This window comes from Stenotrophomonas sp. WED208 (genome assembly GCF_040984485.1).
Classification (GTDB): domain Bacteria; phylum Pseudomonadota; class Gammaproteobacteria; order Xanthomonadales; family Xanthomonadaceae; genus Stenotrophomonas; species Stenotrophomonas riyadhensis.
The window spans coordinates 3,956,662-3,977,076 of sequence record NZ_JAZARB010000001.1 but is presented as its reverse complement, the minus strand read 5'-3'; the positions used below and the strand labels follow the sequence as shown (position 1 = coordinate 3,977,076).

At 66.1% G+C, this 20,415-nt stretch carries 21 protein-coding genes, 1 other RNA gene and 1 riboswitch; of the genes, 11 read left to right on the top strand and 11 right to left on the bottom strand.

Annotation, left to right across the window (positions count from 1 at the left end):
• Nucleotides 1-4: 4 nt before the first annotated feature.
• From VPH47_RS18200 to VPH47_RS18185, 4 genes are all read right to left on the bottom strand, one after another.
• Nucleotides 5-322: a hypothetical protein gene (locus tag VPH47_RS18200; protein ID WP_239506176.1), complete on the bottom strand. Its 318-nt coding sequence runs from the start codon at nt 320-322 to the stop codon at nt 5-7.
• A 10-nt stretch (nt 323-332) separates the two neighbouring features.
• Entirely contained in the window at nt 333-839 is a 507-nt protein-coding gene (locus VPH47_RS18195) for a DUF4123 domain-containing protein (protein WP_368851416.1), read from the bottom strand.
• A complete protein-coding gene (locus VPH47_RS18190; RefSeq protein ID WP_368851415.1) occupies nt 836-1,228 on the bottom strand; it encodes a PAAR domain-containing protein in 393 nt (130 codons plus the stop codon). The genes VPH47_RS18195 and VPH47_RS18190 overlap by 4 nt, the downstream gene beginning before the upstream one ends.
• Before the next feature lie 346 nt (nt 1,229-1,574).
• Nucleotides 1,575-2,195 (bottom strand): hypothetical protein, encoded by a 621-nt coding sequence (locus VPH47_RS18185; RefSeq protein WP_368851414.1) that lies wholly within the window; start codon nt 2,193-2,195, stop codon nt 1,575-1,577.
• 307 nt (nt 2,196-2,502) lie between these two features.
• Nucleotides 2,503-2,648: riboswitch (FMN riboswitch) on the top strand.
• 74 nt (nt 2,649-2,722) lie between these two features.
• Here VPH47_RS18185 and VPH47_RS18180 point away from each other — a divergent pair.
• The 5 genes from VPH47_RS18180 to thiL all read left to right on the top strand — a co-directional run bounded on the left by VPH47_RS18180 (nt 2,723) and on the right by thiL (nt 6,633).
• Entirely contained in the window at nt 2,723-3,325 is a 603-nt protein-coding gene (locus tag VPH47_RS18180) for a riboflavin synthase (RefSeq protein WP_180855239.1), read from the top strand.
• A complete protein-coding gene (ribB, locus tag VPH47_RS18175) occupies nt 3,322-4,422 on the top strand; it encodes a 3,4-dihydroxy-2-butanone-4-phosphate synthase (protein WP_368851413.1) in 1,101 nt (366 codons plus the stop codon). Before VPH47_RS18180 ends, ribB begins: the two co-directional genes overlap by 4 nt.
• 184 nt (nt 4,423-4,606) lie before the next feature.
• Complete coding sequence (gene ribH / locus VPH47_RS18170; protein ID WP_005408061.1) at nt 4,607-5,074, top strand: 6,7-dimethyl-8-ribityllumazine synthase; 468 nt, start codon at nt 4,607-4,609, stop codon at nt 5,072-5,074.
• Nucleotides 5,071-5,550 (top strand): transcription antitermination factor NusB, encoded by a 480-nt coding sequence (nusB, locus tag VPH47_RS18165; protein ID WP_005408062.1) that lies wholly within the window; start codon nt 5,071-5,073, stop codon nt 5,548-5,550. The genes ribH and nusB overlap by 4 nt, the downstream gene beginning before the upstream one ends.
• A 120-nt stretch (nt 5,551-5,670) precedes the next feature.
• On the top strand, nt 5,671-6,633 hold the full coding sequence (gene thiL / locus VPH47_RS18160; protein WP_153856284.1) for a thiamine-phosphate kinase: 963 nt from the start codon (nt 5,671-5,673) through the stop codon (nt 6,631-6,633).
• Nucleotides 6,634-7,208: 575 nt separating this feature from the next.
• On the opposite strand, the gene VPH47_RS18155 is transcribed toward thiL, so the two are convergent.
• Nucleotides 7,209-7,619 carry a hypothetical protein gene (locus VPH47_RS18155; protein WP_164162121.1) on the bottom strand — a complete coding sequence of 137 codons (411 nt, stop codon included), beginning with the start codon at nt 7,617-7,619 and terminating at the stop codon, nt 7,209-7,211.
• 779 nt (nt 7,620-8,398) lie between these two features.
• On the opposite strand from VPH47_RS18155, the gene VPH47_RS18150 reads away from it, so the two are divergent.
• The 3 genes from VPH47_RS18150 to VPH47_RS18140 all read left to right on the top strand — a co-directional run bounded on the left by VPH47_RS18150 (nt 8,399) and on the right by VPH47_RS18140 (nt 12,175).
• Nucleotides 8,399-9,199 (top strand): Tox-REase-5 domain-containing protein, encoded by an 801-nt coding sequence (locus tag VPH47_RS18150; protein ID WP_164162122.1) that lies wholly within the window; start codon nt 8,399-8,401, stop codon nt 9,197-9,199.
• Entirely contained in the window at nt 9,196-9,945 is a 750-nt protein-coding gene (locus VPH47_RS18145) for an Imm52 family immunity protein (RefSeq protein ID WP_164162123.1), read from the top strand. The genes VPH47_RS18150 and VPH47_RS18145 overlap by 4 nt, the downstream gene beginning before the upstream one ends.
• Before the next feature lie 262 nt (nt 9,946-10,207).
• Nucleotides 10,208-12,175: an acyltransferase family protein gene (locus VPH47_RS18140; protein WP_368851411.1), complete on the top strand. Its 1,968-nt coding sequence runs from the start codon at nt 10,208-10,210 to the stop codon at nt 12,173-12,175.
• A gap of 100 nt (nt 12,176-12,275) precedes the next feature.
• Here the strand turns inward: VPH47_RS18140 and VPH47_RS18135 are convergent, their stop codons facing one another.
• From VPH47_RS18135 to VPH47_RS18120, 4 genes are all read right to left on the bottom strand, one after another.
• Nucleotides 12,276-13,661: an FAD-binding oxidoreductase gene (locus tag VPH47_RS18135; protein WP_368851410.1), complete on the bottom strand. Its 1,386-nt coding sequence runs from the start codon at nt 13,659-13,661 to the stop codon at nt 12,276-12,278.
• The gene (locus VPH47_RS18130; RefSeq protein ID WP_368851409.1) at nt 13,658-14,302 is read right to left on the bottom strand and encodes a metal-dependent hydrolase; all 645 of its coding nucleotides are present in this window, start codon (nt 14,300-14,302) and stop codon (nt 13,658-13,660) included. Before VPH47_RS18130 ends, VPH47_RS18135 begins: the two co-directional genes overlap by 4 nt.
• Before the next feature lie 110 nt (nt 14,303-14,412).
• Nucleotides 14,413-14,781 carry a YraN family protein gene (locus tag VPH47_RS18125; protein ID WP_324187340.1) on the bottom strand — a complete coding sequence of 123 codons (369 nt, stop codon included), beginning with the start codon at nt 14,779-14,781 and terminating at the stop codon, nt 14,413-14,415.
• A complete protein-coding gene (locus tag VPH47_RS18120) occupies nt 14,771-16,492 on the bottom strand; it encodes a penicillin-binding protein activator (RefSeq protein ID WP_368851408.1) in 1,722 nt (573 codons plus the stop codon). The genes VPH47_RS18125 and VPH47_RS18120 overlap by 11 nt, the downstream gene beginning before the upstream one ends.
• Nucleotides 16,493-16,573: 81 nt before the next feature.
• Between VPH47_RS18120 and rsmI the strand changes: the two genes are divergently transcribed.
• Both rsmI and rnpB read left to right on the top strand, forming a co-directional pair.
• A complete protein-coding gene (gene rsmI, locus VPH47_RS18115) occupies nt 16,574-17,392 on the top strand; it encodes a 16S rRNA (cytidine(1402)-2'-O)-methyltransferase (RefSeq protein ID WP_005408070.1) in 819 nt (272 codons plus the stop codon).
• Nucleotides 17,393-17,547: 155 nt separating this feature from the next.
• Nucleotides 17,548-17,899: RNase P RNA component class A (gene rnpB, locus VPH47_RS18110), an RNA gene on the top strand.
• Between the two features lie 114 nt (nt 17,900-18,013).
• Here the strand turns inward: rnpB and VPH47_RS18105 are convergent.
• Together VPH47_RS18105 and VPH47_RS18100 are read right to left on the bottom strand one after the other, a co-directional pair.
• Nucleotides 18,014-18,493, bottom strand: a complete 480-nt coding sequence (locus VPH47_RS18105; protein WP_110711043.1) for a DM13 domain-containing protein — start codon at nt 18,491-18,493, stop codon at nt 18,014-18,016.
• 360 nt (nt 18,494-18,853) lie between these two features.
• Nucleotides 18,854-19,642: an NRDE family protein gene (locus tag VPH47_RS18100; RefSeq protein WP_180847579.1), complete on the bottom strand. Its 789-nt coding sequence runs from the start codon at nt 19,640-19,642 to the stop codon at nt 18,854-18,856.
• A 323-nt stretch (nt 19,643-19,965) separates the two neighbouring features.
• On the opposite strand from VPH47_RS18100, the gene mraZ reads away from it, so the two are divergent.
• On the top strand, nt 19,966-20,412 hold the full coding sequence (gene mraZ, locus VPH47_RS18095) for a division/cell wall cluster transcriptional repressor MraZ (protein WP_004143635.1): 447 nt from the start codon (nt 19,966-19,968) through the stop codon (nt 20,410-20,412).
• The last annotated feature ends 3 nt before the right edge of the window (nt 20,413-20,415 follow it).

The window sequence follows — 20,415 nt, the reverse complement described above, 5'->3', positions numbered from 1 at the left end:
CCTTTCAGTCGGACAGAAAGCGCGAGGCGAGCAGTGCCAGCAGATCGGCGGCCGTTGCGTTGGCGTGGGTGGTCCGCCGGAACCACGCCACGGTCAGCGCGTGATCGCGCAGTCCAGGTGCCCAGGCCACGTCGGCCTTCACCCAGCGCACTATCGTGGGCAGATGGGTGATGTGCAGTGAGGTCACTGCATGGCGGTAGCTTGTACGCACTGCCTGCAGGAGCGCTGCATCGTTCAGATGCGCGGTTTCGCCGGGAAATCCGCTACGTGTCTCGTCAGCGAGCGGGCTGCAGAATGTAGCCGCGTCGGGCAGACGGAGCATCGCGTACTGCTCAGTGCTCAATGTCAGCATCGTTTACCTCCTGCTGCTCCAGTTCGCTGCGGGTCAGCCCCCATGTCTGACCGCCCACGGTGATCTGCCACAAGTTGATCGGCCCGAAGAGCTGCCGCAGTTGTTGCATCGTCAGTACGTCGCGGTAGCGCAGCCATGCGCGTGGATCGTAGTAGCGCATCAGCGCGAGTGATCCATCGGGAAGGGCGATGTCGAGCTGTGCATGCAGATGGAGGAACACCTCCTCGAACGGTACGTCCGAGAGCAGACAGGTGGTTCCCGCAGGCTGGTGGCCGAGCTGCCGCAACCAATGATGCATGGGCTGTTCAATGGCACCCCGCGGCAGTTCGAGCAGATACGGTGACGCGTGCAGGAGGTTTCCTTCGGGTTGTCCTGCGAACAGTGAGCGATGCATCAGTGCGCTGTGCGTCGCATGGTGATGCAGCGCTGCTTCGCGATCTTCATCCGGCGCACAGTCCAGCAGCGCATAGGCGTAGTGGCCGATCATGCGCGCGCCAGCAGTGGGGCGGCACTGGCGGCCGCAGCCCGCAAGCATTCCAGGCAGACCGGGGGTCTGGAAGCAGATGCCTGGGCAGGCTCCCTCTGGGGATGTTCATCATCGGCAGTGGCATCGGTGACAAACACCAATCGCTGCTGGGTCGAGATCAGCTGGCAGCCACAGGCGAGGTGGTGCCCGTGCAGTGCAACGGGATGTCCGTCGATGAGCAGGGTAGGTTCACCCTGCACGATCGGAAAGATGCCCTGGTGCAGTGGGCAGGTCGCCCGGTCGCCTTCGCGTGCGACCGCTTTGCCCTCGATATCGGTATACGGCGATCCTGTGATGACGCGCCCGTTGCTGTGGGTTGTGTCGCCTACGACGATCCAATGTCTTTTCATGACGCGATACGGGTTACCTTGCGCTGGCATCGAACATGACGCGCTGCAGGGTCATCAAACAAGGCCACGAAATCGCGATGCCGGCGCGTACGTCCTCAACTGGCTGCGGTAAATGATGCGGTAGCAGCGCCAACGTACCGGAATCATTGAATTTCCCCGCAATCGTTTGTCGCGGTGGAAGGGAATGCCTTTCGTACTGTTCCTAGGGACGCTGAGCGCAGTGACCGTGCAAGGCTGCGGATAGCGACACGCACTGCGTCCCGGGCCAAGGCGTTGTGGTTGAGAAGAAAAAAAACGGGCCCCTCGCGGGGCCCGTTCGATCGCACGACGAGGAGCGATCGTTGGATCAGAAGCTGGCGCGGACGCCGGCCGAGTATTGGGTGACGTCACGGTAGCCGGAGATCTCGCCTACCAGGCCCCAGGTCCGGGTGAAGTTGATCTGGCCGCCGACGGTGCCCACCCAGGTGCCCTTGAAGTGGTTGCCGCCATCCATGTAGCCGGCCTTGGCCCAGGCTTCGGTCATGGCCGACGGCTTGCCGCGGATGCCCATGGTGACGCGGCCCAGATTGGTGTGATCCTTCTGGCTGAAACGCAGGCCGTCGTAACGGACGGTGGCTTCGGCGTTCTGGCGCACCCACGCGGCATCGGCGGTGAAGTCCAGGCGGTCGGTCCACGGCATGTGGTAGCCGATGCCGAGCTCCGGCTGGTTCAGTTCCAGCTTCAGCGAATCATTGCCGTAGTGATTGGTCTTGCTGGTGCGCGACCAGCCACCGAACACATAGACCTGTTCGGCGATGGCCACCGAGCCACGCAGGTAGCCGCCGTCGACCTTGGGGTCGTCCAGTGCGTTGTCGTCAACCTTGACCTGCGTCCAGCCGCCTTCAACGTAGGTGTAGCTCAGGGCTTCAGCCGAAGCCGTGAACGGGGCGGCGGCCAGCAGGGCGGCCACGATCAGGATCTTGCGCATGGGAATTCCTGTGAATTTCAGTCCTTTGGCGGGCCTGCCCAGCGGGCTGCCCGTGGCGACCTCATGTCGTCCAGCGCAGGATTTTAATGAAAGTTTTACAAATTACGAGCGACGGCCGTCACAGGTTGGGGCAGGCCGGGGTTGGGGGTCGGATCCGTTTCCCATCGGGAAACGGCTCTGACCCCTGCGCTGCTGTGCCACCGGTCCATGGGGTCAGAGCCCTTTCCTGCGGAAAGGGATCCGACCCCGGTCACCCACCCCGTTCAGCCCGGGCTGGTACACTAACCACGCCGGTTCGCCGGTACACAAACGTCTTCAGGGCGGGGTGCAATTCCCCACCGGCGGTAGGTGCGCAAGCACGAGCCCGCGAGCGCCCCGGCCCATGGCCGGGGGTCAGCAGATCCGGTCCAATGCCGGAGCCGACGGTCATAGTCCGGATGAAAGAAGACGGTGCCACAGGGCTCATGCCCTGCGTGCGCCTGTTTGCCTTGCGGCGTTTTTCGCTCACTTTTCGCGGAGAACGTTACTTGTTTACTGGAATCATCGAAGGCGTCGGCCGTCTGGCCGCACGCGAATCCATCGGCGGCGATGTCCGCTTCACCTTTAATGTCGGGAATCTGCCGTTCGACAACGTGCAGATGGGCGAGAGCATTGCCATCAACGGCGTCTGCCTCACCGTCATCGCATTCGACGCCAGCAGCTTCCAGGCCGATGCCTCCACCGAGACCCTGGGCCTGACCACGCTGGGGCAGCTGGGCGAAGGTGCGGTCATCAACCTGGAGCGCGCCATGCGCCCGACCGACCGCCTTGGCGGCCATCTGGTCAGCGGCCACGTCGACGGCCTGGGCCAGGTGCTGTCCATCCACGAAGATGCGCGTGCCCAGCGCTGGCGATTCGCCGCGCCGGCCTCGCTGCGCCGCTACATCGCCAAGAAGGGCTCGATCTGCGTGGACGGCGTCAGCCTCACCGTCAACGAAGTGGACGGCGAAGGCTTTGAAGTCGCCCTGATCCCGCACACCGTGGCCAACACCGCCTTCTCCGCCTCGGGCGTGGGCAGTGCGGTCAATCTTGAAATCGACCTGGTCGCCCGTTATGTCGAACGCCTGCTGGGCGAAGGAGCACGCGCATGAATTTCGCCCCCATTCCGGAGATCCTGGAAGACATCCGCCTGGGTCGCATGGTCGTTATCGTCGATGACGAGGACCGCGAGAACGAAGGCGACCTGATCATGGCCGCCGAGCTGGTCAAGGCCAGCGACATCAACTTCATGGTCACCCATGGCCGTGGCCTGGTGTGCCTGCCGCTGAACCGCACCCGCGCCGCCGATCTCGGCCTGGCGCCGATGGTGCAGGCCAATACCGCGCAGTTCCAGACCAATTTCACGGTCAGCATCGAAGCAGCGGAAGGCGTCACCACCGGCATCTCGGCGCACGACCGCGCCCACACCATCCGCACCGCAGTGAAGCCCAATGCCAAGCCGTCGGACCTGCACCAGCCGGGCCACATCTTCCCGCTGATCGCCCAGCCGGGCGGTGTGCTGACCCGCGCCGGCCACACCGAGGCGGCCGTGGACCTGGCCATGCTGGCCGGGCTGGAACCGGCCGGCGTGCTGGTGGAGATCCTGAACCCGGATGGCAGCATGGCGCGCCGCCCGGAGCTGGAAGTGTTCGCCCGCGAGCACGGCCTGAAGATGGGCTCCATCGCCGACCTGATCGCCTACCGCCTGGCCACCGAAAAGACCGTCGAGCGCGTGGACGAGCGCGAGATCGACACCGAATTCGGCCCGTTCAAGCTGGTCACTTACCGCGATCGCATCGCCCACGACCTGCACTTCGCGCTGGTGCGTGGCACCCCGGACGCGGAAACGCCGACCCTGGTCCGCGTGCAGGTGGAAAACCCGCTGGCCGACCTGCTGCACTGGCGCCGTGACGACTTCGGCGTGGCCGCCACCGATGCCCTGCGTGCCATCGATGCCGAAGGCGCGGGCGTAATGGTGGTGCTGTCGGCCCCGCGCGATGGCGAAGCCCTGCTGGCCCGCCTGCGCCAGCAGCCGGCGCCGGTGGTGCCGGGCAAGGACAAGGACGTGGGCCAGTGGCGCCGCAACGGTGCCGGTGCGCAGATCCTGTCCGACCTGGGCCTGGGCAAGCTGCGCGTGCTGGGCACCCCGCGCCGCCAGATCGGCCTGGCCGGGTACGGCCTGGAAGTGGTGGAGACGGTGACCCTGTAATGGGTAGTGCCGGCCGCTGGCCGGCAACCGCATCCCCGGGATTGCCGGCCAGCGGCCGGCACTACCACATCTCCGCCAACGGTGGGTGCCGACCATGGGTCGGCACGCCCCCGGGGCCCCATCAGCCACGGCCGGGGCCCATCCACGCTAGAATTACCCCCTTATCGAGTCCCCCAAGCCGCATATGAGCCACTTCGAAGGCGATCTTCGCACTCCCGAATCGGCGCGCTTCGCCATCCTGGCCAGCCGCTGGAACGCCCGCATCACCGACACGCTGGTCGCTGGCGCCCGCCAGAGCCTGGCCGGCAACGGCATCACCGAAGCCAACATCGACGTGATCCGCGTGCCGGGTGCCTGGGAACTGCCGCTGGTGGCCGCGCGCCTGGCCGCCGCCCATGAACACGCCGCCATCCTCACCCTGGGCTGCGTGATCCGTGGCGATACCCGTCACTACGAACACGTGGCCGACCGCTGCGCCGAAGGCCTGATGCGCGTGCAGCTGGACTTCGGCGTGCCGGTGCTGAACGGCGTGCTGGCGGTGGAACGCGTTGAAGACGCCGAGGCCCGCGCAGGCGGGAGCCACGGCAACAAGGGCGAGGAAGTCGCACTCGCCGCATTGGAAATGGTCAATCTTCTGGAGCAGCTGCCATGAACAAGAACACCCAGGGCAAGCCCTCCGGTAAACCCGTCCGCCGCGATGGCGTCGATCCGGTGCTGCGCTCGCGCGCACGCCGTCGTGCCGTGCAGGCCATCTACGCCTGGCAGATCTCCGGCGGCAACGCCCAGTCGCTGATCGCCCAGTTCGCCCACGAGCAGGCCCGCGAAATCGCCGACCTGGCGTACTTCGAAGCACTGCTGCACGGCGTGCTCGACAACCGCCGCGACATCGATGAAGCGCTCGGCCCGTACCTGGACCGTGGCATCGAAGAAGTGGACGCGATCGAACGCGCGGTGCTGCGCCTGGCCGCCTACGAGCTGCGCTACCGCCTGGACGTGCCGTACCGTGTGGTGATCAACGAAGCCATCGAATCGGCCAAGCGCTTCGGCTCCGAGCACGGCCACACCTACGTCAACGGCGTGCTGGATCGTGCCGCCGTGGAATGGCGCAAGGTCGAATCGGGTCACTGACCCACCTGTGGTAGTGCCGGCCGCTGGCCGGCAGCTGCAGGGATCCTGAGGTTGCCGGCCAGCGGCCGGCACTACCGCCCACCGCGCCCTGCGCGGCACGTACAACAGCGGGAGCGCCCCATGTCCCTGGCCGAATTCGCCCTCATTGACCGCATCCGCGCCCGCACCCTCGAGCGCGACGACATCCTGCTCGGCATCGGCGACGACGCTGCGCTGCTGCAGCCGCGTGCCAATGAGCAACTGGTGGTCACCGCCGACACGCTCAACAGCGGCGTGCACTTCCCGGTGGAAACCCCGGCCTTCGACATCGGCTGGAAGACCCTGGCGGTCAACCTGTCGGACCTGGCTGCGATGGGCGCGCGCCCGGCGTGGTGCACGCTGGCGTTGTCGCTGCCGGAAGCCACTGAAGACTGGATCGATGCCTTCGCCGATGGCTTCTTCGCCCTGGCCGACCAGCACGACATCGCGCTGATCGGTGGCGACACCACGCGTGGCCCGCTGTCGCTGTCGGTCACAGCGATGGGCCAGGTTGGGCGTGGGCAGGCCCTGCGTCGCGACCGCGCGCAGGTGGGCGATGATATCTGGGTGAGCGGCACGCTCGGCGATGCCGCCGGTGCGCTGCGCCTGTGGCAACAAGCTGCGTTGAGCATCGCCACCGCCACGCTGCTGGCCGACTACGAAAGCCTGCGCCTGCGTCTGCTGCGGCCGACGCCGCGTGTGACCCTGGGCCTGCGCCTGCGTGCGTTCGCGCACGCGGCAGTGGATGTATCCGATGGCCTGCTGGCCGATCTGGGTCACATCGCCACGCGCAGCAACGTGGCCGCGCATGTGGATGCCGATTCGCTTCCGATCTCGCACGCGCTGCGTGAACTGCTCGGCCGCGATGGCGCGCGCGACTGCGCACTGCGCGGTGGTGACGACTACGAGCTGTGCTTCACCGCCGCCGCCGACCAGCGCGATGCGCTGCACTACCTGGCCGAATCGCTGGACGTGCCGCTCACCCGAATCGGCCGCATCGCCGAAGGGCGGGGCGTACACGTGGATGGCGAAGCCGCCGACGGCGGTTACCAGCACTTCGCGTAGCCGCAGCGGTACTGCCCTGGTGGGTGCCAACCTTCGGGGTGGGGTCAGATTGATGTTGCTCTGGTAGGTGCCAACCTTGGTTGGCGCGAATGTTTCAGCGGCCGGTGGCAACTCCGTGTCGACCAAGGTCGACACCTACCGAAGCAGGGGCGCATCGGCATTGCCCTGGTGGGTGCCAACCTTGGTTGGTGCGAATGTGTCGACCAAGGTCGACACCTACCAAAGCGGGGGCGCATCGGTATTGCCCTGGCAGGTGCCAACCTTGGTTGGCATGAATGTGTCGACCAAGGTCGACATCTACCGAAGCGGGGGCGCATCGGCATTGCCCTGGCAGGTGCCAACCTTGGTTGGTACGAATGTGTCGACCAAGGTCGACACCTACCAAAGCGGGGGCGCATCGGCATTGCCCTGGTGGGTGCCAACCTTGGTTGGCACGAGTGTGTCGACCAAGGTCGACACCTACCGAAGCAGGGGTGCATCGGTATTGCTCTGGTGGGTGCCAACCTTGGTTGGCGCGAATGTGTCGACCAAGGTCGACACCTACCCAGGTGGAGGTGCACCGGCATCGCCCGGCGCTACGCCGCGTGCAACTGCACATCCACATACTCGGCCAGGCCACGACAGGCCAGCAGCAATCCCTCGCGCACGTCGTCACCCACCTGCTGGTCATCATCGCCATCTACGCGCACGCGTTCGGTCGCGTGCAGGAGTTCCAGCAGCACGGTCAGCCCGGCATTGGCGCGGTTGGCACGCGCCATGGCCATGCGGTGTCCCGATGTACGGTCCTTCTCTGGCCAGGGCTGGCCGTCGGCGGCCTCGACCTGGCGGATGCGCTGCAGGCATGCCAACAGTGCGGTGCTGGAGGGCGCGCCGCTGCCGTGCGCAGCGCTGAGTGTGGTTTCCAGTGCGCGGGCGATGGCTTCGGGCAGATCGTTGGCAGCCTCGCCGAGGGTGGCGAACAGGTACGGGTAGTGTGTGGCAGTCATGGCGGCTTCCTTGTGCTGGCGACGAAGAAGCCACCCCGCTTAACAGCGAGGGTGGCGGACGGTGCGTGGTTGCAATACCGGTGGAATATCTGCAAGACGCCGGCGGGCACGAGGCCCCCACGTACCGCCCGCCATAGGTGCGCGGGCAGAATGCCTGCCGGCGCCACCCACAGGGGATGAGCGACGCCGGCAGACAAGCGTAACCAACAGATACTCCAAACGGGATTGCAAGCCCGTGCCACCCGTTGTCGGTGGCGCTACATGATTTGCATGAAGCGCCAATGCTGCCAATGAGAATTGTTGGAAAGCTGGAAAGTGTTGCAGACGCGTGGCGCGCGCCTCAGCGTGGCAATCGCGACATTCTTGTAGAGCCGAGCCCACGCTCGGCTACGCTTCGCGCGCAACTGCATGCCCCGCCAAGGCCCAGTAGGCAATCCCCTATCGCCCCTATCGGGCCAGGAAAGCGCCAGCGCTCGCAGCCGTCTGTCAGCGCGCGATCTGTCGCAATCTGCTTAGGTGGGTAATAGCGGTCGGCGTACCCTGGCCACACGTCGTGAAGAGGCCACGGCTTGCGCCACCTGCGCATGCGCGTGTCGCTGCAGAGCCAGGCGCACAGTGCATGCTGCATGAGAGTGCACGCGGCAGGGGGCGTTGATACGTTCGGCCATACCCGTCGCTTGCCGCCCAGACGCGATGTACCTGGTACGCCGAATGAAAGAACTCCAAGCGGCCAGCGGCGGATTTGCTTTTGAATCTGGCAGAACAGCAAGGAGCTGCACATGGGCACAAGAATCATCGGACCCCGGCCCTGGCTTGGGCCCGGCGTTGGAGGTGGCGCCGGTGGCGTGGATGAAGATGGCCATCCGGTGGATCCATACGGTGGGCCGACCACCGCTGACGTGATGGATGGCATTCGCGATGTGGTGGACGGCATCCATCAACGGGTGCGCGGCGAAGCCAAACCCGAGGCGCGTACCGAGCCGCAGAGCAAGGCTCGGGAAGTGGATTGTTCGGAAATGCCCGACGAGACCGCATGCAACGAGTGCCTGCTGAAGCAGGGCTTCATGGGTCCCCCCCTCACGCCGCGCTATGTCACCCAACGCAATCTGGTCAACTACGAGTACCAGCTCTATATCGCCAATCTGCGCTCGGCACCGCTGCGTTTTGGCTTCCTGGTTGCTGACAAGACGGATCCCGCGCGGCGGTTGTTCTCGGTGGATACCCTATTCGACTATCTCAACCGTGATGGGTTCTCACGCACCGTGCAGGAATGGCATTTCAACGCCTGCGAGTTTGATGGGTTCTGGTTGCGGGAATGCACGGTAGTGGAGGCGAAGGGGAGATATGACCATTTCATTGATGAAGATGGCGACGAAAAGTATGGGTTCGTCCGGCATGGTGTGTTTGGTGCATGGAGTGAACAGATGGCTAGGCAGCGCGCCGCGATTGCGATTGGTGGTGCGCCAGCCAAACTCCTATGGTGCTTCATGCAACCGCGGGCAATGGCCGCAGCGATAGCGATGAATTACCTCGACCCTCTTATCTGCAGATACGAGCCATTTCCTGGAGCAAATGCATGATCCTTGGCGCTCAAACCAATCTATGGACAAGGCCTGTTTCCCGCACGCCTGAAGAGGTGTTGAGCAAGGCAGTGGGGCTCACCCAAAGCTTGGCGCGGATGCACCCGTTGATGAAGCGTTGGTATGCGCTGCCCAGGGGGCCCAAGGACAGGTACGTATCGCTGGAAGATGCGGGTGCTTTGCTTGCCTCAATGAAGTTAGGCATTGAAAGGAGTCGAGAACGGTACGGCGACTATGAAGAACTTGGAGCTTCCCTGATGCTGGCCAACGTTGACAATGATCGGGATTGGCGCAGGCCGGGGGTGGTCGTGCTCGACTTGAACCCAACAACGGGGCGCAATAGCCTGAGCGTGAAAGGGATCGCCCCGTTTGGCGAGACAATTTCCCCGGTCATGCTCAACGCGATGATCGAGTCGGTGAAGGCAATCCAGCCCGACTTTGCCTGTACAGATGTCAAAGCTAGAACGCCTGGAAGTGAGTTGATTTATTACCAGATCAACCGGCGCCTATACCAACACCGGCAGTTCTTTGGCTGGATGGGCTTCGTCCCCGTGCAGATAACGCACCCGCAGTTGCGCGATGCGCACGCTGTGCACCCGGTCGATGGCTTGGGTACGGTGATCGTTTCGGTGCCGGGTGTTTTCGATCCTTGCGACGACGCGCAGGTAGACAAGGTTCACCGCGTTGAGATGGATCTGGCCAGTTATGACCTGTTGCCGGTGACGGACCCGAATCTCATGGGGTGAGGGATCAATTGCAGGCTCGGGAGAGCTCGAGCGAACCTGGAATCAGGCCCCAGACAACAGAGCACGGCCTGAAACGCGCGGAGCGCCGAGCCCACGCTCGGCTCATCGCGATCTGCACGAAGAGCAGCCGAGCATGGCTCGGCTCTACTCTGGCTCACAGGCTGGATCGAACCTAAACACATACCTGCTCTGTCGCGATCGTCCATTGAATGACTGCGGGGTGGCTGGTGATGCTGCCGGATCGCTCACTTCCGCATCCCACATGTCCGCGCCCGAACGTTCCCACAACGCCGCCATCGATGGCCTGCGTGCATTGGCGGTGCTGGCCGTCGTCGTCTTCCACACCAACGCAACGTGGCTGCCCGGTGGCTTCACCGGCGTTGACTTGTTCTTCGTGGTGTCCGGCTTCGTGATCAGCCAGTCGCTGGCCTCGCGCACCCATGCGTCGCTGGGCGCGATGCTGCTCGACTTCTACCGCCGCCGCGTGCTGCGCCTGTTGCCGGCATTGCTGGTGATGCTGATGGCCACCTTCGTGCTGTCGGCGTTGTTCATTCCCCGCGCGTGGCGCAACGAGCAGTTCGACCAGACCGGCTGGGCCGCGCTGGTCGGCTTCAGCAACATCGTGCTGGCTGGCCAGCAGGACGACTACTTCTCGCCCGGCGCGGAACTCAACCCGTTCCTGCACACGTGGACGCTGGGCGTGGAGGAGCAGTTCTATCTGCTCTTCCCGCTGCTGTTCTTCGTGTGGCTGCGTGGGCGTGAGCGCTGGCCGTGGTCGCGTTGGCTGTTGCCGGTGCTCACCGTGCTGTCGCTGGTGTGGGCCGGCTGGCAGGCGCAGGCAGCACCGGCGGCAGCGTTCTATCTGCTGCCGGCGCGGTTCTGGGAGCTGGCCGCGGGCGCGCTGCTCTACCAGTGGATGCGTACGCGTACGCCGCGCCAGAAAGGGGATGCGGTTGCCGTGGCCGGTCTGGCGCTGCTGGCCACGGGTGTGGTGATTGCCCCCCAGCTGGCGATGCCAGTTCCAGGCGTACTGGCCACCGTGGCCGGCACGTTGATGCTGCTGGCGAGTGTGTCGGTGCCGGGGACATCGCGCATCGGCCACGCATTGGGATGCGCGCCGCTGGCGTATCTGGGCCGGCTGTCCTATTCGCTGTACCTGTGGCACTGGCCGTTGCTGGTGCTGCTGCGCTGGACCTACGGCCTGCACGGCGCCGCGCTGTGGCTGTATCCGGTGCTGCTGCTGGCGATATCCGCCGGGTCTTATCACTTCATCGAGCGCCCGCTACGCAGTGCGGCGCCGCTGCTGCGCCTGGCGCCGGCCAAGGTGCTGGCGATGGCGTTGCCGCTGGTGGCGCTGTGCGGCGCAGGAGCGTGGGCTACGGTGGAATACCACGAGCAGATCTCGCTCAGCGTTACCCGCGATGGCTACGCATGGCAGGCGCGTCGCTATCCCGCATGGCGGCCGCTGGAGCCGGTGAGTGCACCGGCATTGGAGGGGCGGCGCCTGTTCGTGGTGGGCGATTCGCACGCGGCGGCCTACCGCACGATGACCAGCATGGTCGCGCGGCAGACCGGCATGGAGGTGCACCAGCAGGATCGCGGCGGCTGCAGCTTCGTCAACCTGCTGCGGGCCAGCCCGGCCGATTGCCGGGGCTTCATCGAAGACGCACTGTCGACCATCGAGAACGAGGCGCGCCCGGGTGACATCGTGCTGCTGGCGGCATTGCGCATGCCGGAGCTGCGTGGGTTCGATTGGCAGCAGCAGGACGCACAGCAGATCTATCAACAACTACTGGCCGAGCGCACGCCGGCCCATGCGCAGGCGGCGCGTGATGAGGCTGATCGTGTTCTTGGGCGTTTGCAGAAGCTGGGCGTGCACGTGGTTGTGGATGCACCGCTGCCGTTGTTCAAGGCCGGGGCCTATCGCTGCTCGGATTGGTTCAACCGCCGCAATCCTGCCTGTGCCGGTGGCCTGAGCGTGCCGCGTGCCGATCTGGAAAGGCTGCGTGCGCCGCAGATGGCGTTGCTGGCTGAGCTGGCGGCGCGCTATCCATCGCTCACGGTGTGGGATCCGCTGCCGTTGCTGTGCGGGCCAGACACCTGTTCGGCAGTGGAAGACGGTGAACCGCTGTTCTTCGACAATGATCATCTGAGCGGGCATGGCAACCGCGTGCTGCTGCCCAGCTTCCGTCAGACCCTGATCGATATCGCGAGCGACAGGCCGGTGTAGAGCCGAGCCCACGCTCGGCTGGTCTGCGTTCCGCAAGCGGGAAGTCCGCGCTTTGCGCGGTGAGCCGAGCATGGCTCGGCTCTACAGGCAGGTGCGCGGTCTATGCCGGCGGCAGCACCTTGCCCGGGTTGAGGATGCCATCCGGATCCAGCGCGGCTTTGATCGCACGCATCGTCGCCAAGGTAGCTGGAGTAAACGCCTGCGCCATGAAATCGCGCTTGGCCAGGCCAATCCCGTGTTCGCCGGACAGCGTGCCACCCAGCGCCAGCGTCAGCTCGAAGATCTTCGGCAGCGCGGCATGCGCGCGTGCGTTCTCGTCGGCATCGTCCGGGTGATAGAGGATGTTGACGTGCAGGTTGCCGTTGCCGGCATGGCCGAAGGTGACGATGGTCAGCGTGTAGTCACGCGCCAATGCCTGCACGCCGGCCACCAGTTCCGGAATGCGCGACACCGGTACCACCACATCCTCATTGATCTTGCCCGGTGCAACGCTGCGCAGCGCGGGCGACAGCGCCTTGCGTGCGGCCCACAGCTGGTCGCGTGCACGGCCTTCCATCGCCACGTCCAGTTCGATCATGCCGTCGCCTTCGGCAGCGCTGGCCAGTGCCTGCAGCAGGTAGGGCAGGGTGTCGTGGTCACCATCGGCTTCGACCAGCAGCATCGCGCCGGCCTCCGGCACGTCGGCACCATTCAGCCGCAGCAGCTCCAGGCTGCGCGCGTCCATGAACTCCAGGCGGGTCGGTACCACCGGTTGCGACATCAATCGCGATACGGCGGCCGCGGCGGCATCGGCATCGCGATACAGCACGCGCAGGCCGGCCTGGCTGACCGGCAACGGGGTCAGTTTGAGCGTGGCTTCCACGATCAATGCCAGCGTACCTTCGCTGCCCACCAGCAGATGCGTGAGGTCATAGCCGGTGGCGTCCTTGGTGTAGGCGCCACCACAGCGGATCACGTCACCGGTGCCGGTCACCGCCACCAGGCCCAGCACGTTGTCGCGGCTGGTGCCGTACTTCACTGCGCGCGGGCCACCGGCATTGCAGGCAAGATTGCCGCCGATGCTGCAGATCTCGGCGCTGGATGGATCCGGCGCCCAGAACAGGCCATGCGGGGCCAGTGCCTGCTGCAGGGTGCCGTTGAGCACGCCCGGCTGCACCACCGCGCAACGGTCACCGGCGCGGATCTCGACGATGCGATCCATGCGGGTGAACGACAGCACGATGCTGCCCGGCTGTGGGACGGCGGCACCCGTGGTGCCGGTGCCGGCACCGCGCGCGACCAGTGCCACGCCATGCGCGCGGCAGGCACGCACCAGCGCCTGCACCTGTTCGATGTCGGCTGGCAGCGCCACCGCCGCCGGTCGCTGGTGGCGCCATGAGTTGTCCTGGGCGTTCGCCTCCAGCGTGTTGTCATCCATGCGCCAGCCCTCCGCGCCCAGCAGGGCAGACAGTTCGGCAACCAGGGTGGCGGGCAGGGCAGTACTCATGACAGGTCTCGTGGGGCAGCAGGAGCGGGTTGGATCAGTTTCCAGGCAACAACGACGGTAGCCAGCGGCAGCCACACCCAGCGCAGTTCAGAGAGCAGGGTGGACACGCCGCGCGCGCTGAAGAACTGCGGCGCGAAGGGTGAAACGCGGATGGGTCGCCAGGGTGCGAAGAAGCGCTGCTCACTCCATGGCCAGGCCAAGGCGACACCGAGGCCGCCGGACGTCATCGCATCCAGCAACGGATGGCTGGCGGCGCAGACGAAGACGAACACCGCCGCTTGTAGGGTCGATGCCACCGTTGACCCTGCCTTGGTAGGTGCCAACCTTGGTTGGCACAGAACCGCCGACCAAGGTCGGCGACTACCGGAACTGCGGTGTGCCGACCAAGGTCGGCCGCTACCAAAGAACGCCAACACCGCGGCCACCGCCGCCAGCACGCAGGCAAACAGCAACGAATGACTGGCGCCGCGATGGCCGAACGCATCGGCGTAGGGGATTTGCAGCGCGAAGGCCAGCACGTCGGCATCGGGCAGCATCGCAGCGATCACACCGGCAGCAAGCAGGCGTGGTGGGATGCGGCCACGATCAGCGGCGCACCAGAGCGCCAACGGCACAGCGGCATGGGTGATGATCGACGGCATCAGTCACGCACCGTGGTCGTGCCGGCCAGGCTGCGCTCTGGTAGGTGCCAACCTTGGTTGGCACAGAAGCGCCGACCAAGGTCGGCCTCTACCAGAGCGGACGGTAACCATCAGCAGTCATCCAGCCGGAACGCATCACGCAGCCACCGCAGCTGCGGCGGCTCGCCCGTGGCCTCCACCACATCAAAACGGCAGGGTGCATTGGCCAGCGCCGGGTTGTCCTGCAGGAACAGCTGCGCGGCATGCGCCAGGCGCCGGCACTTGCGCGCATCCACCGAGGCGGCGCCGCCACCGAAATCGGAGCGCGCGCGATAGCGCACTTCCACGAACACCACGGTGCCGGCATCGTCCATCACCAGGTCCAGTTCACCGCCGCGGTAACGCACGTTGCGCGCATGCGGCTGCAGTCCGGCCTGTTGCAGGTGCTGCTCGGCGGCGGCTTCCACCGCCGAGCCACGTTGGCTGCGCTCAGCGACCACCGACGATCGGCATCGGCCGGCCGCCATTGAAGGTGGACCACGCCGGCTGGCGCAGGATGTTGCCGTTGCTGTCCAGGAACAGGGTGCCGGTGGCACCGTCCAGGCCGCCTTCGTTGGACAGCTTGTCCAGGTAGGCGGTGATCTTCCAGGCATCGGCGCCGAAGGCGAACAGGCGGCCGGCCGCACCGCGAGCGCTGGGCAGGGTGCTGGCCACCTGGCTGGCCGACGGCAGGCCGGACACGCTGCGCACGTTCCAGGCTTCGTTCGGGTAGACGATGCCGTCCAGGGCCACGTCCTCTTCCACCTTGCCGCTGCCGACGGTCAGCTGCGAGGTACCGACGCGGGTGGCACCACCGGCACCGGCCAGCGCCAGCTGCGGCGCCAGCAGTCGCGCCTGCGGGGCGCGCACGGCGAGGAACACGGCATCGACCTGGCCGGCATTGCGCACCTGCGCGCTGACATCGCCCACGGCATCGCTGACGTTGAAGGTGGCCGCGACCTGGCCGCCGCGCTGCGCGAAGCGCTGGGCGAAGGCGGCAGCGGAACGGCGGCCGGTGTCGTCATTGCTGCTGATCACCAGTGCGCGGTTGCGTTCGCGTCCACGCAGGTACTCGGCGGCGACGATGCCGTCGTCTTCCGGTGCCAGCGAGAAACCGGCGCTGCCGGCCGGCGGTGCATCCTTGCCGCGGTTCAGCGCCAGCACCGGTACCTGCAGCTGCTGGCGGCCGTACACGGCGTCCACTTCGTCGCGGCCCAGCGGGCCGACCACGAAGTCGGCACCGGAGGCGACGGCCTTGTCGTAGGCGGCGAGGGCACCGGCCGGGGTGCCGGCGGTGTCGATGAAGTTGATCTCCGGGCGACGGCGGGTCTCGCCGTAGTACGCGGCCAGCAGGCCGTCACGGACCGGCTGCGCGGCGGTGGCCAGGCGGCCGCTGAGTGGCAGCAGCACGGCCAGCTTGGCCGGCGGTCGGTAGCCGTCGCTCATCGCCGGCGGTCGCTTGCTGGTGTCGAACTGGGCTGCGCCATCGCGGTCGAACGGGCGCGGCAGCGGCAGGCCGCGGGCGATCAGCGCACGGCCGGCGAAGTTGTACAGCGGATCGTTGGCCGGCAATGCGGCGGCACGGCTGCGCAGGCTGGCATCGTCAAGGGTGCCGAGCAGGCCGGAGATTGCAGCCTGGTTTTCACTGCGCGCGCTGCCGGTCAGGCCGGCATGGGCGCGGGCCCGCTCGTTGGCGGCGCCGAAGGCATCGCCAGTGGCCTGCAGGGCCTGGGCGCGGGCCAGCAGCCAGCGTGTGCGCAGGCTGGCGGCAACACTGTCGGCATGGTCCTTCAGCAGTGCCAGTGCCTGCGCCGGCTGCTTGTCGGCCAGCGCCAGCTCGGCGCCGGTCAGCTGGTAGCGCTGCAGGCTGGCACCGGACAGCTGGCGGGCGGTGAGCTGGCCCAGCAGGCTGCGTGCGCGCGCACTGTCACCGGCCAGGTGCCAGGCCCAGGCGGCATCGGCCAGCGCATTGCTGCGGGCACCGCCGCGCAGGGTGGCGGCCAGGCCTTCCAGCTGCAGTGCGGCGTCGCGCGGCTTGCCCTGTTCGATCAGCGCCAGCGCCTGGCTCTGGGCCGGCGAATCGGGCGTGCTGGTCAGGCTGGTGGTGGCACAGCCGGCCAGCAGCATCAGCGACAACGACAGGGCGGAGATCCGTGCGGCGGGCTTGTTCATGATCGGGTCCATGCGATGAGGGCAGCGGCCTTGGCCGGGTACACGCTACGATTCTACCCTTGCCCCGTGAGTACCGCTGAAATGAGTGTGCCAACCCTGTACGTCGTCGCCACCCCGATCGGCAACCTGGCCGATCTGAGCCCGCGCGCGCAGGAGGTGCTGCGTTCGGTGGCGGCCATCTGTGCCGAAGACACCCGCCGCAGTGGCCAGCTGCTGTCCCATTTCGGCATCCAGCAGCCGCTGGTGGCCCTGCACGAACACAATGAGGAGGCGCTGTCACAGCGCCTGGTCTCGCGCCTGCAGGCTGGCGAATCGCTGGCGCTGGTCAGCGATGCCGGCACCCCGCTGGTCAGCGATCCTGGTTTCCGGCTGGTGCGTGCCGCGCGCGCGGCCGGCATCAAGGTCAGCCCGATTCCCGGTGCCTGTGCCGCCATCGCCGCGCTGAGCGTGGCCGGCCTGCCCAGCGACCGCTTCAGCTTCGAGGGCTTCCTGCCGGCCAAGGCCAGCGGCCGCCGCGACCGCTTGCAGGCGTTGGCCGGCGAAGTGCGCACGATGGTGTTCTATGAATCCTCGCACCGCATCGCCGAGTCGCTGGCCGACATGGCGGCAATCTTCGGCGGCGAACGACCGGCGGTGCTGGCCCGCGAGCTGACCAAGCTGTTCGAGACCGTGCTTGATGGTGACCTGGCCGGTCTGCTGGCGAAGGTGGAAGCCGACGAGAACCAGCGCAAGGGCGAGTTCGTGGTGATGGTGCAGGGCGCGGGTGATGACGAAGAAGCGCAACTGGCGCATGGCCGCCGCGTCTACGCCAAGCTGAGCGAGCATCTGCCGCCGTCGACTGCCGCCAAGCTGGCTGCCGAGCTGACTGGCGCACCGCGCAAGGCGTTGTACGGCAGTTGATGGATCGTGCGGACCGAGGTCCGCACCCACCAAAGCGGAATCCGCACCCACCAGGGCAGCGGAATCGGTAGATCCACGCCATGCGTGGATGGATGAACCCGACGCCGCGATCAGCACGGCAGGAAGGGCGTGCGTAGGCTAGAATATGCGCTGGCGGAGCCGGCCAGACAGTCGCGTCATCCCTTCGGGGGTGCCGAGGAAAGTCCGGGCTCCATAGGGCAAGGTGCCAGGTAACGCCTGGGCGGCGCAAGCCGACGGAAAGTGCAACAGAAAGATACCGCCTACGTCTTCTTCGGAAGGCCGGTAAGGGTGAAATGGTGCGGTAAGAGCGCACCGCGAGTCTGGCAACAGACCGGCACGGCAAACCCCACCTGGAGCAAGACCAAATAGGGATCCTTTGGCGCGGCCCGCGTTGGATCCGGGTAGGTTGCTTGAGCGTTGCGGTGACGTAACGCCTAGAGGAATGACTGTCCACGACAGAACCCGGCTTATCGGCCGGCTCCGCCTCCTTCTTCTATATGCGTGAACCGCGCATCGGTAGTGCCGGCCGCTGGCCGGCAGCTTCGTGATTGCGGGGTCGGATCCCTTTCCGGAGGAAAGGGATCCGACCCCATGCCTCGGTCAGCCCGGCGTACGGTACTGCCCTGCGGAAATGAACTGCGAGAAGCGCTCGCACCACACCACCACCGTGGTGTAGTCGTCGACGTCCACGGTGTCGGGCACATCCACCAGGAAACGGTTGAAGGTCTTTACTTCACCAATGCGCTGCGCCTGTGCCTTGATCTTCAGGAAATCGGCTTTGTTGTCGACGAAGTCGCGGACCAGATAGACCTTGTAGTCGGGGCCCGGGCCCATCTTGCCGTCGAAGGCGACCTGGCGCGGGCTGACGCTGACCTTGCCTTCGGCCCAGTGCACCGCATCGCTGCCCTTGAGGTCGCGACGGAAGGTGGTGCGGTAGGTGGCATCAGTCATGGCGGCCTGCACCTGCGCGACCGGCGGGTCATCGGGGGCGATCAGGATCGGCAGCAGATAGACGCCCAGGCCGAAGCCAAGGCCGAGGGTGAGCAGATGGGTGGCAAGCAGGATGAGGATGCGGCGCATGGGGCCTCCTTGTGGGTGTGGATCGCGCGGCATGGCGCCGGGCAAGACCACCCTGGAAGGTTGCGGGCGACATTTATAGACACAGTGCCAAGCGCAAAAAGGGCACAGTGGGGTGGCTGCGGCAACGCAGGCCCTGTGGCGCGGGTGGAAAGGCGCTGCGTCGGGAAGCTGAATGACGTTGGCAGCCTTGGATCGCAGTGACGGGTAGTGCCGGCCGCTGGCCGGCAGCGGCGTGGCCTGCCCGAAGATCCGGAGGTTGCCGGCCAGCGGCCGGCACTACCCTGCTGGAAAGAGGTTCTGGCCAACGGTAGGCACGACCCCGCTGGCAAGAGAATCCGGCCAGCGGCCGGCACGACCGGGTCAGAAAATGACGTGGCTCTGTCCGCTGGGTACACCCTGCGGGCCGAAGCGGCGCTCGTGGATCTCGCCGTGGCCATCGGCGTCGATCAGCAGCACGGTGCTGGCACGGGTGCCGTAGTCGTCGCCGCGGATGAAGGCCGGGCTCAGCCAGCGTTCGCGCTCCAGGCCGATGCCGGTGTCGGGCAGGTCGCTGTCGGCGGGACGGTGTTCGTCGGCCAGGGCGGCCCAGAGCGGGGTCAGGTCTGGGGTCAGATCCCTTTCGCCTTGCGAAAGGGATCTGACCCCGTCTTCCTGCAGCCAGTCTTCAAGGGCGGCCATCAACCTGCGGGTCTTTGGCCAGGGTGCGTCCAGTGCGCCGTTGGACATGCCATGTACCCCGGGTCCCAGGCTCTGGCGCTCGGCGGGATGGTTGCCCAGGTACTCAAGACTGTCGCTATCGGCCAGCAGGAGGTTGAACGGAGCGTAGGCGGCGGCCACGGTCGCCAACCGGTCGATATGCACGGCGGCGGGGTCGCGGCCACGCAGGAAGTCAGCCACCAGCGCGCCCCGTGAAGGGCCGGTCTGCGCGGCCAGCGGATCACGCACATTGGTGACCACCGCCATCCGGCCCGTGGCACCGACGCCGGCCCAGCCACCGCCGGAGCGCAGGTCGCGCCCCCCGATGACGGAGGTCTCATCTTGCCAGGGGGCCAGCGCCGCCGTCGGGCGGGCGTGGAACTCATCACGGTTGCCGGTCATCACCAGCCGCCAGCGCGGGTGGTGCATCCAGCCAAGAGCGAGCAGGCACATGGCCTCATTGTGCACGGTTTGCGCAGTCCGGCGCCGTTTCCGGCGCGTTCCGGATGAATGCGCGGCCGATGTTTCACACCCTCTCCACGCCCCTGAACTTCCGTTCAATCTCAAAAATTGAGACGGATCAGCAACTTGTGGATAAGCCTTGAACAATTCTCTAAAGGTTGTTGCAAGCCATTGATGCGGCTGGCGATTTCCCTGCGGAAAAGTTGTTGACAACCCTCGGGCCGCTGCTAAGGTGGGCATCAGAGGGAAATCCGGGTGTTTTGTGGGTTTTCGTGGTTCAATGTTTCACCGGGCGAAGGATAGGTGCACGCGTCGTGTTCCAGGGCGAGACGGCCATCACAGTTGACGATAAAGGGCGCATGGCGGTTCCCACCGCTTACCGCGACCTCGTCGCGCGCGCCAGCAACAACCGTCTCGTGCTGACCTACAACCCGTTCGAAGCCGGCTGCCTGTGGCTGTATGCAGAGTCGGAATGGGAGCGGGTCCGCGACGACGTGATGTCCAAGCCCAACACCCAGCGCGTCGTGCGCCTGTTGCAGCAGAAGCTGGTCGGCTCGGCCGCCCATCTGGAGCTGGACGGCAACGGTCGCATCAGCATCCCCGCCAGCCACCGCGGTGCGGTGGGCATTGAGAAGAAGGCGGTATTGCTCGGTATGGGCGACAAGTTCGAATTGTGGAGCGAGCAGGCGCATCGGGCCCTGATCCAGCAGACGTTGTCTGACGAGGATCTGGGTGATGGGTTGCTCGACCTGAAGTTGTGAGCC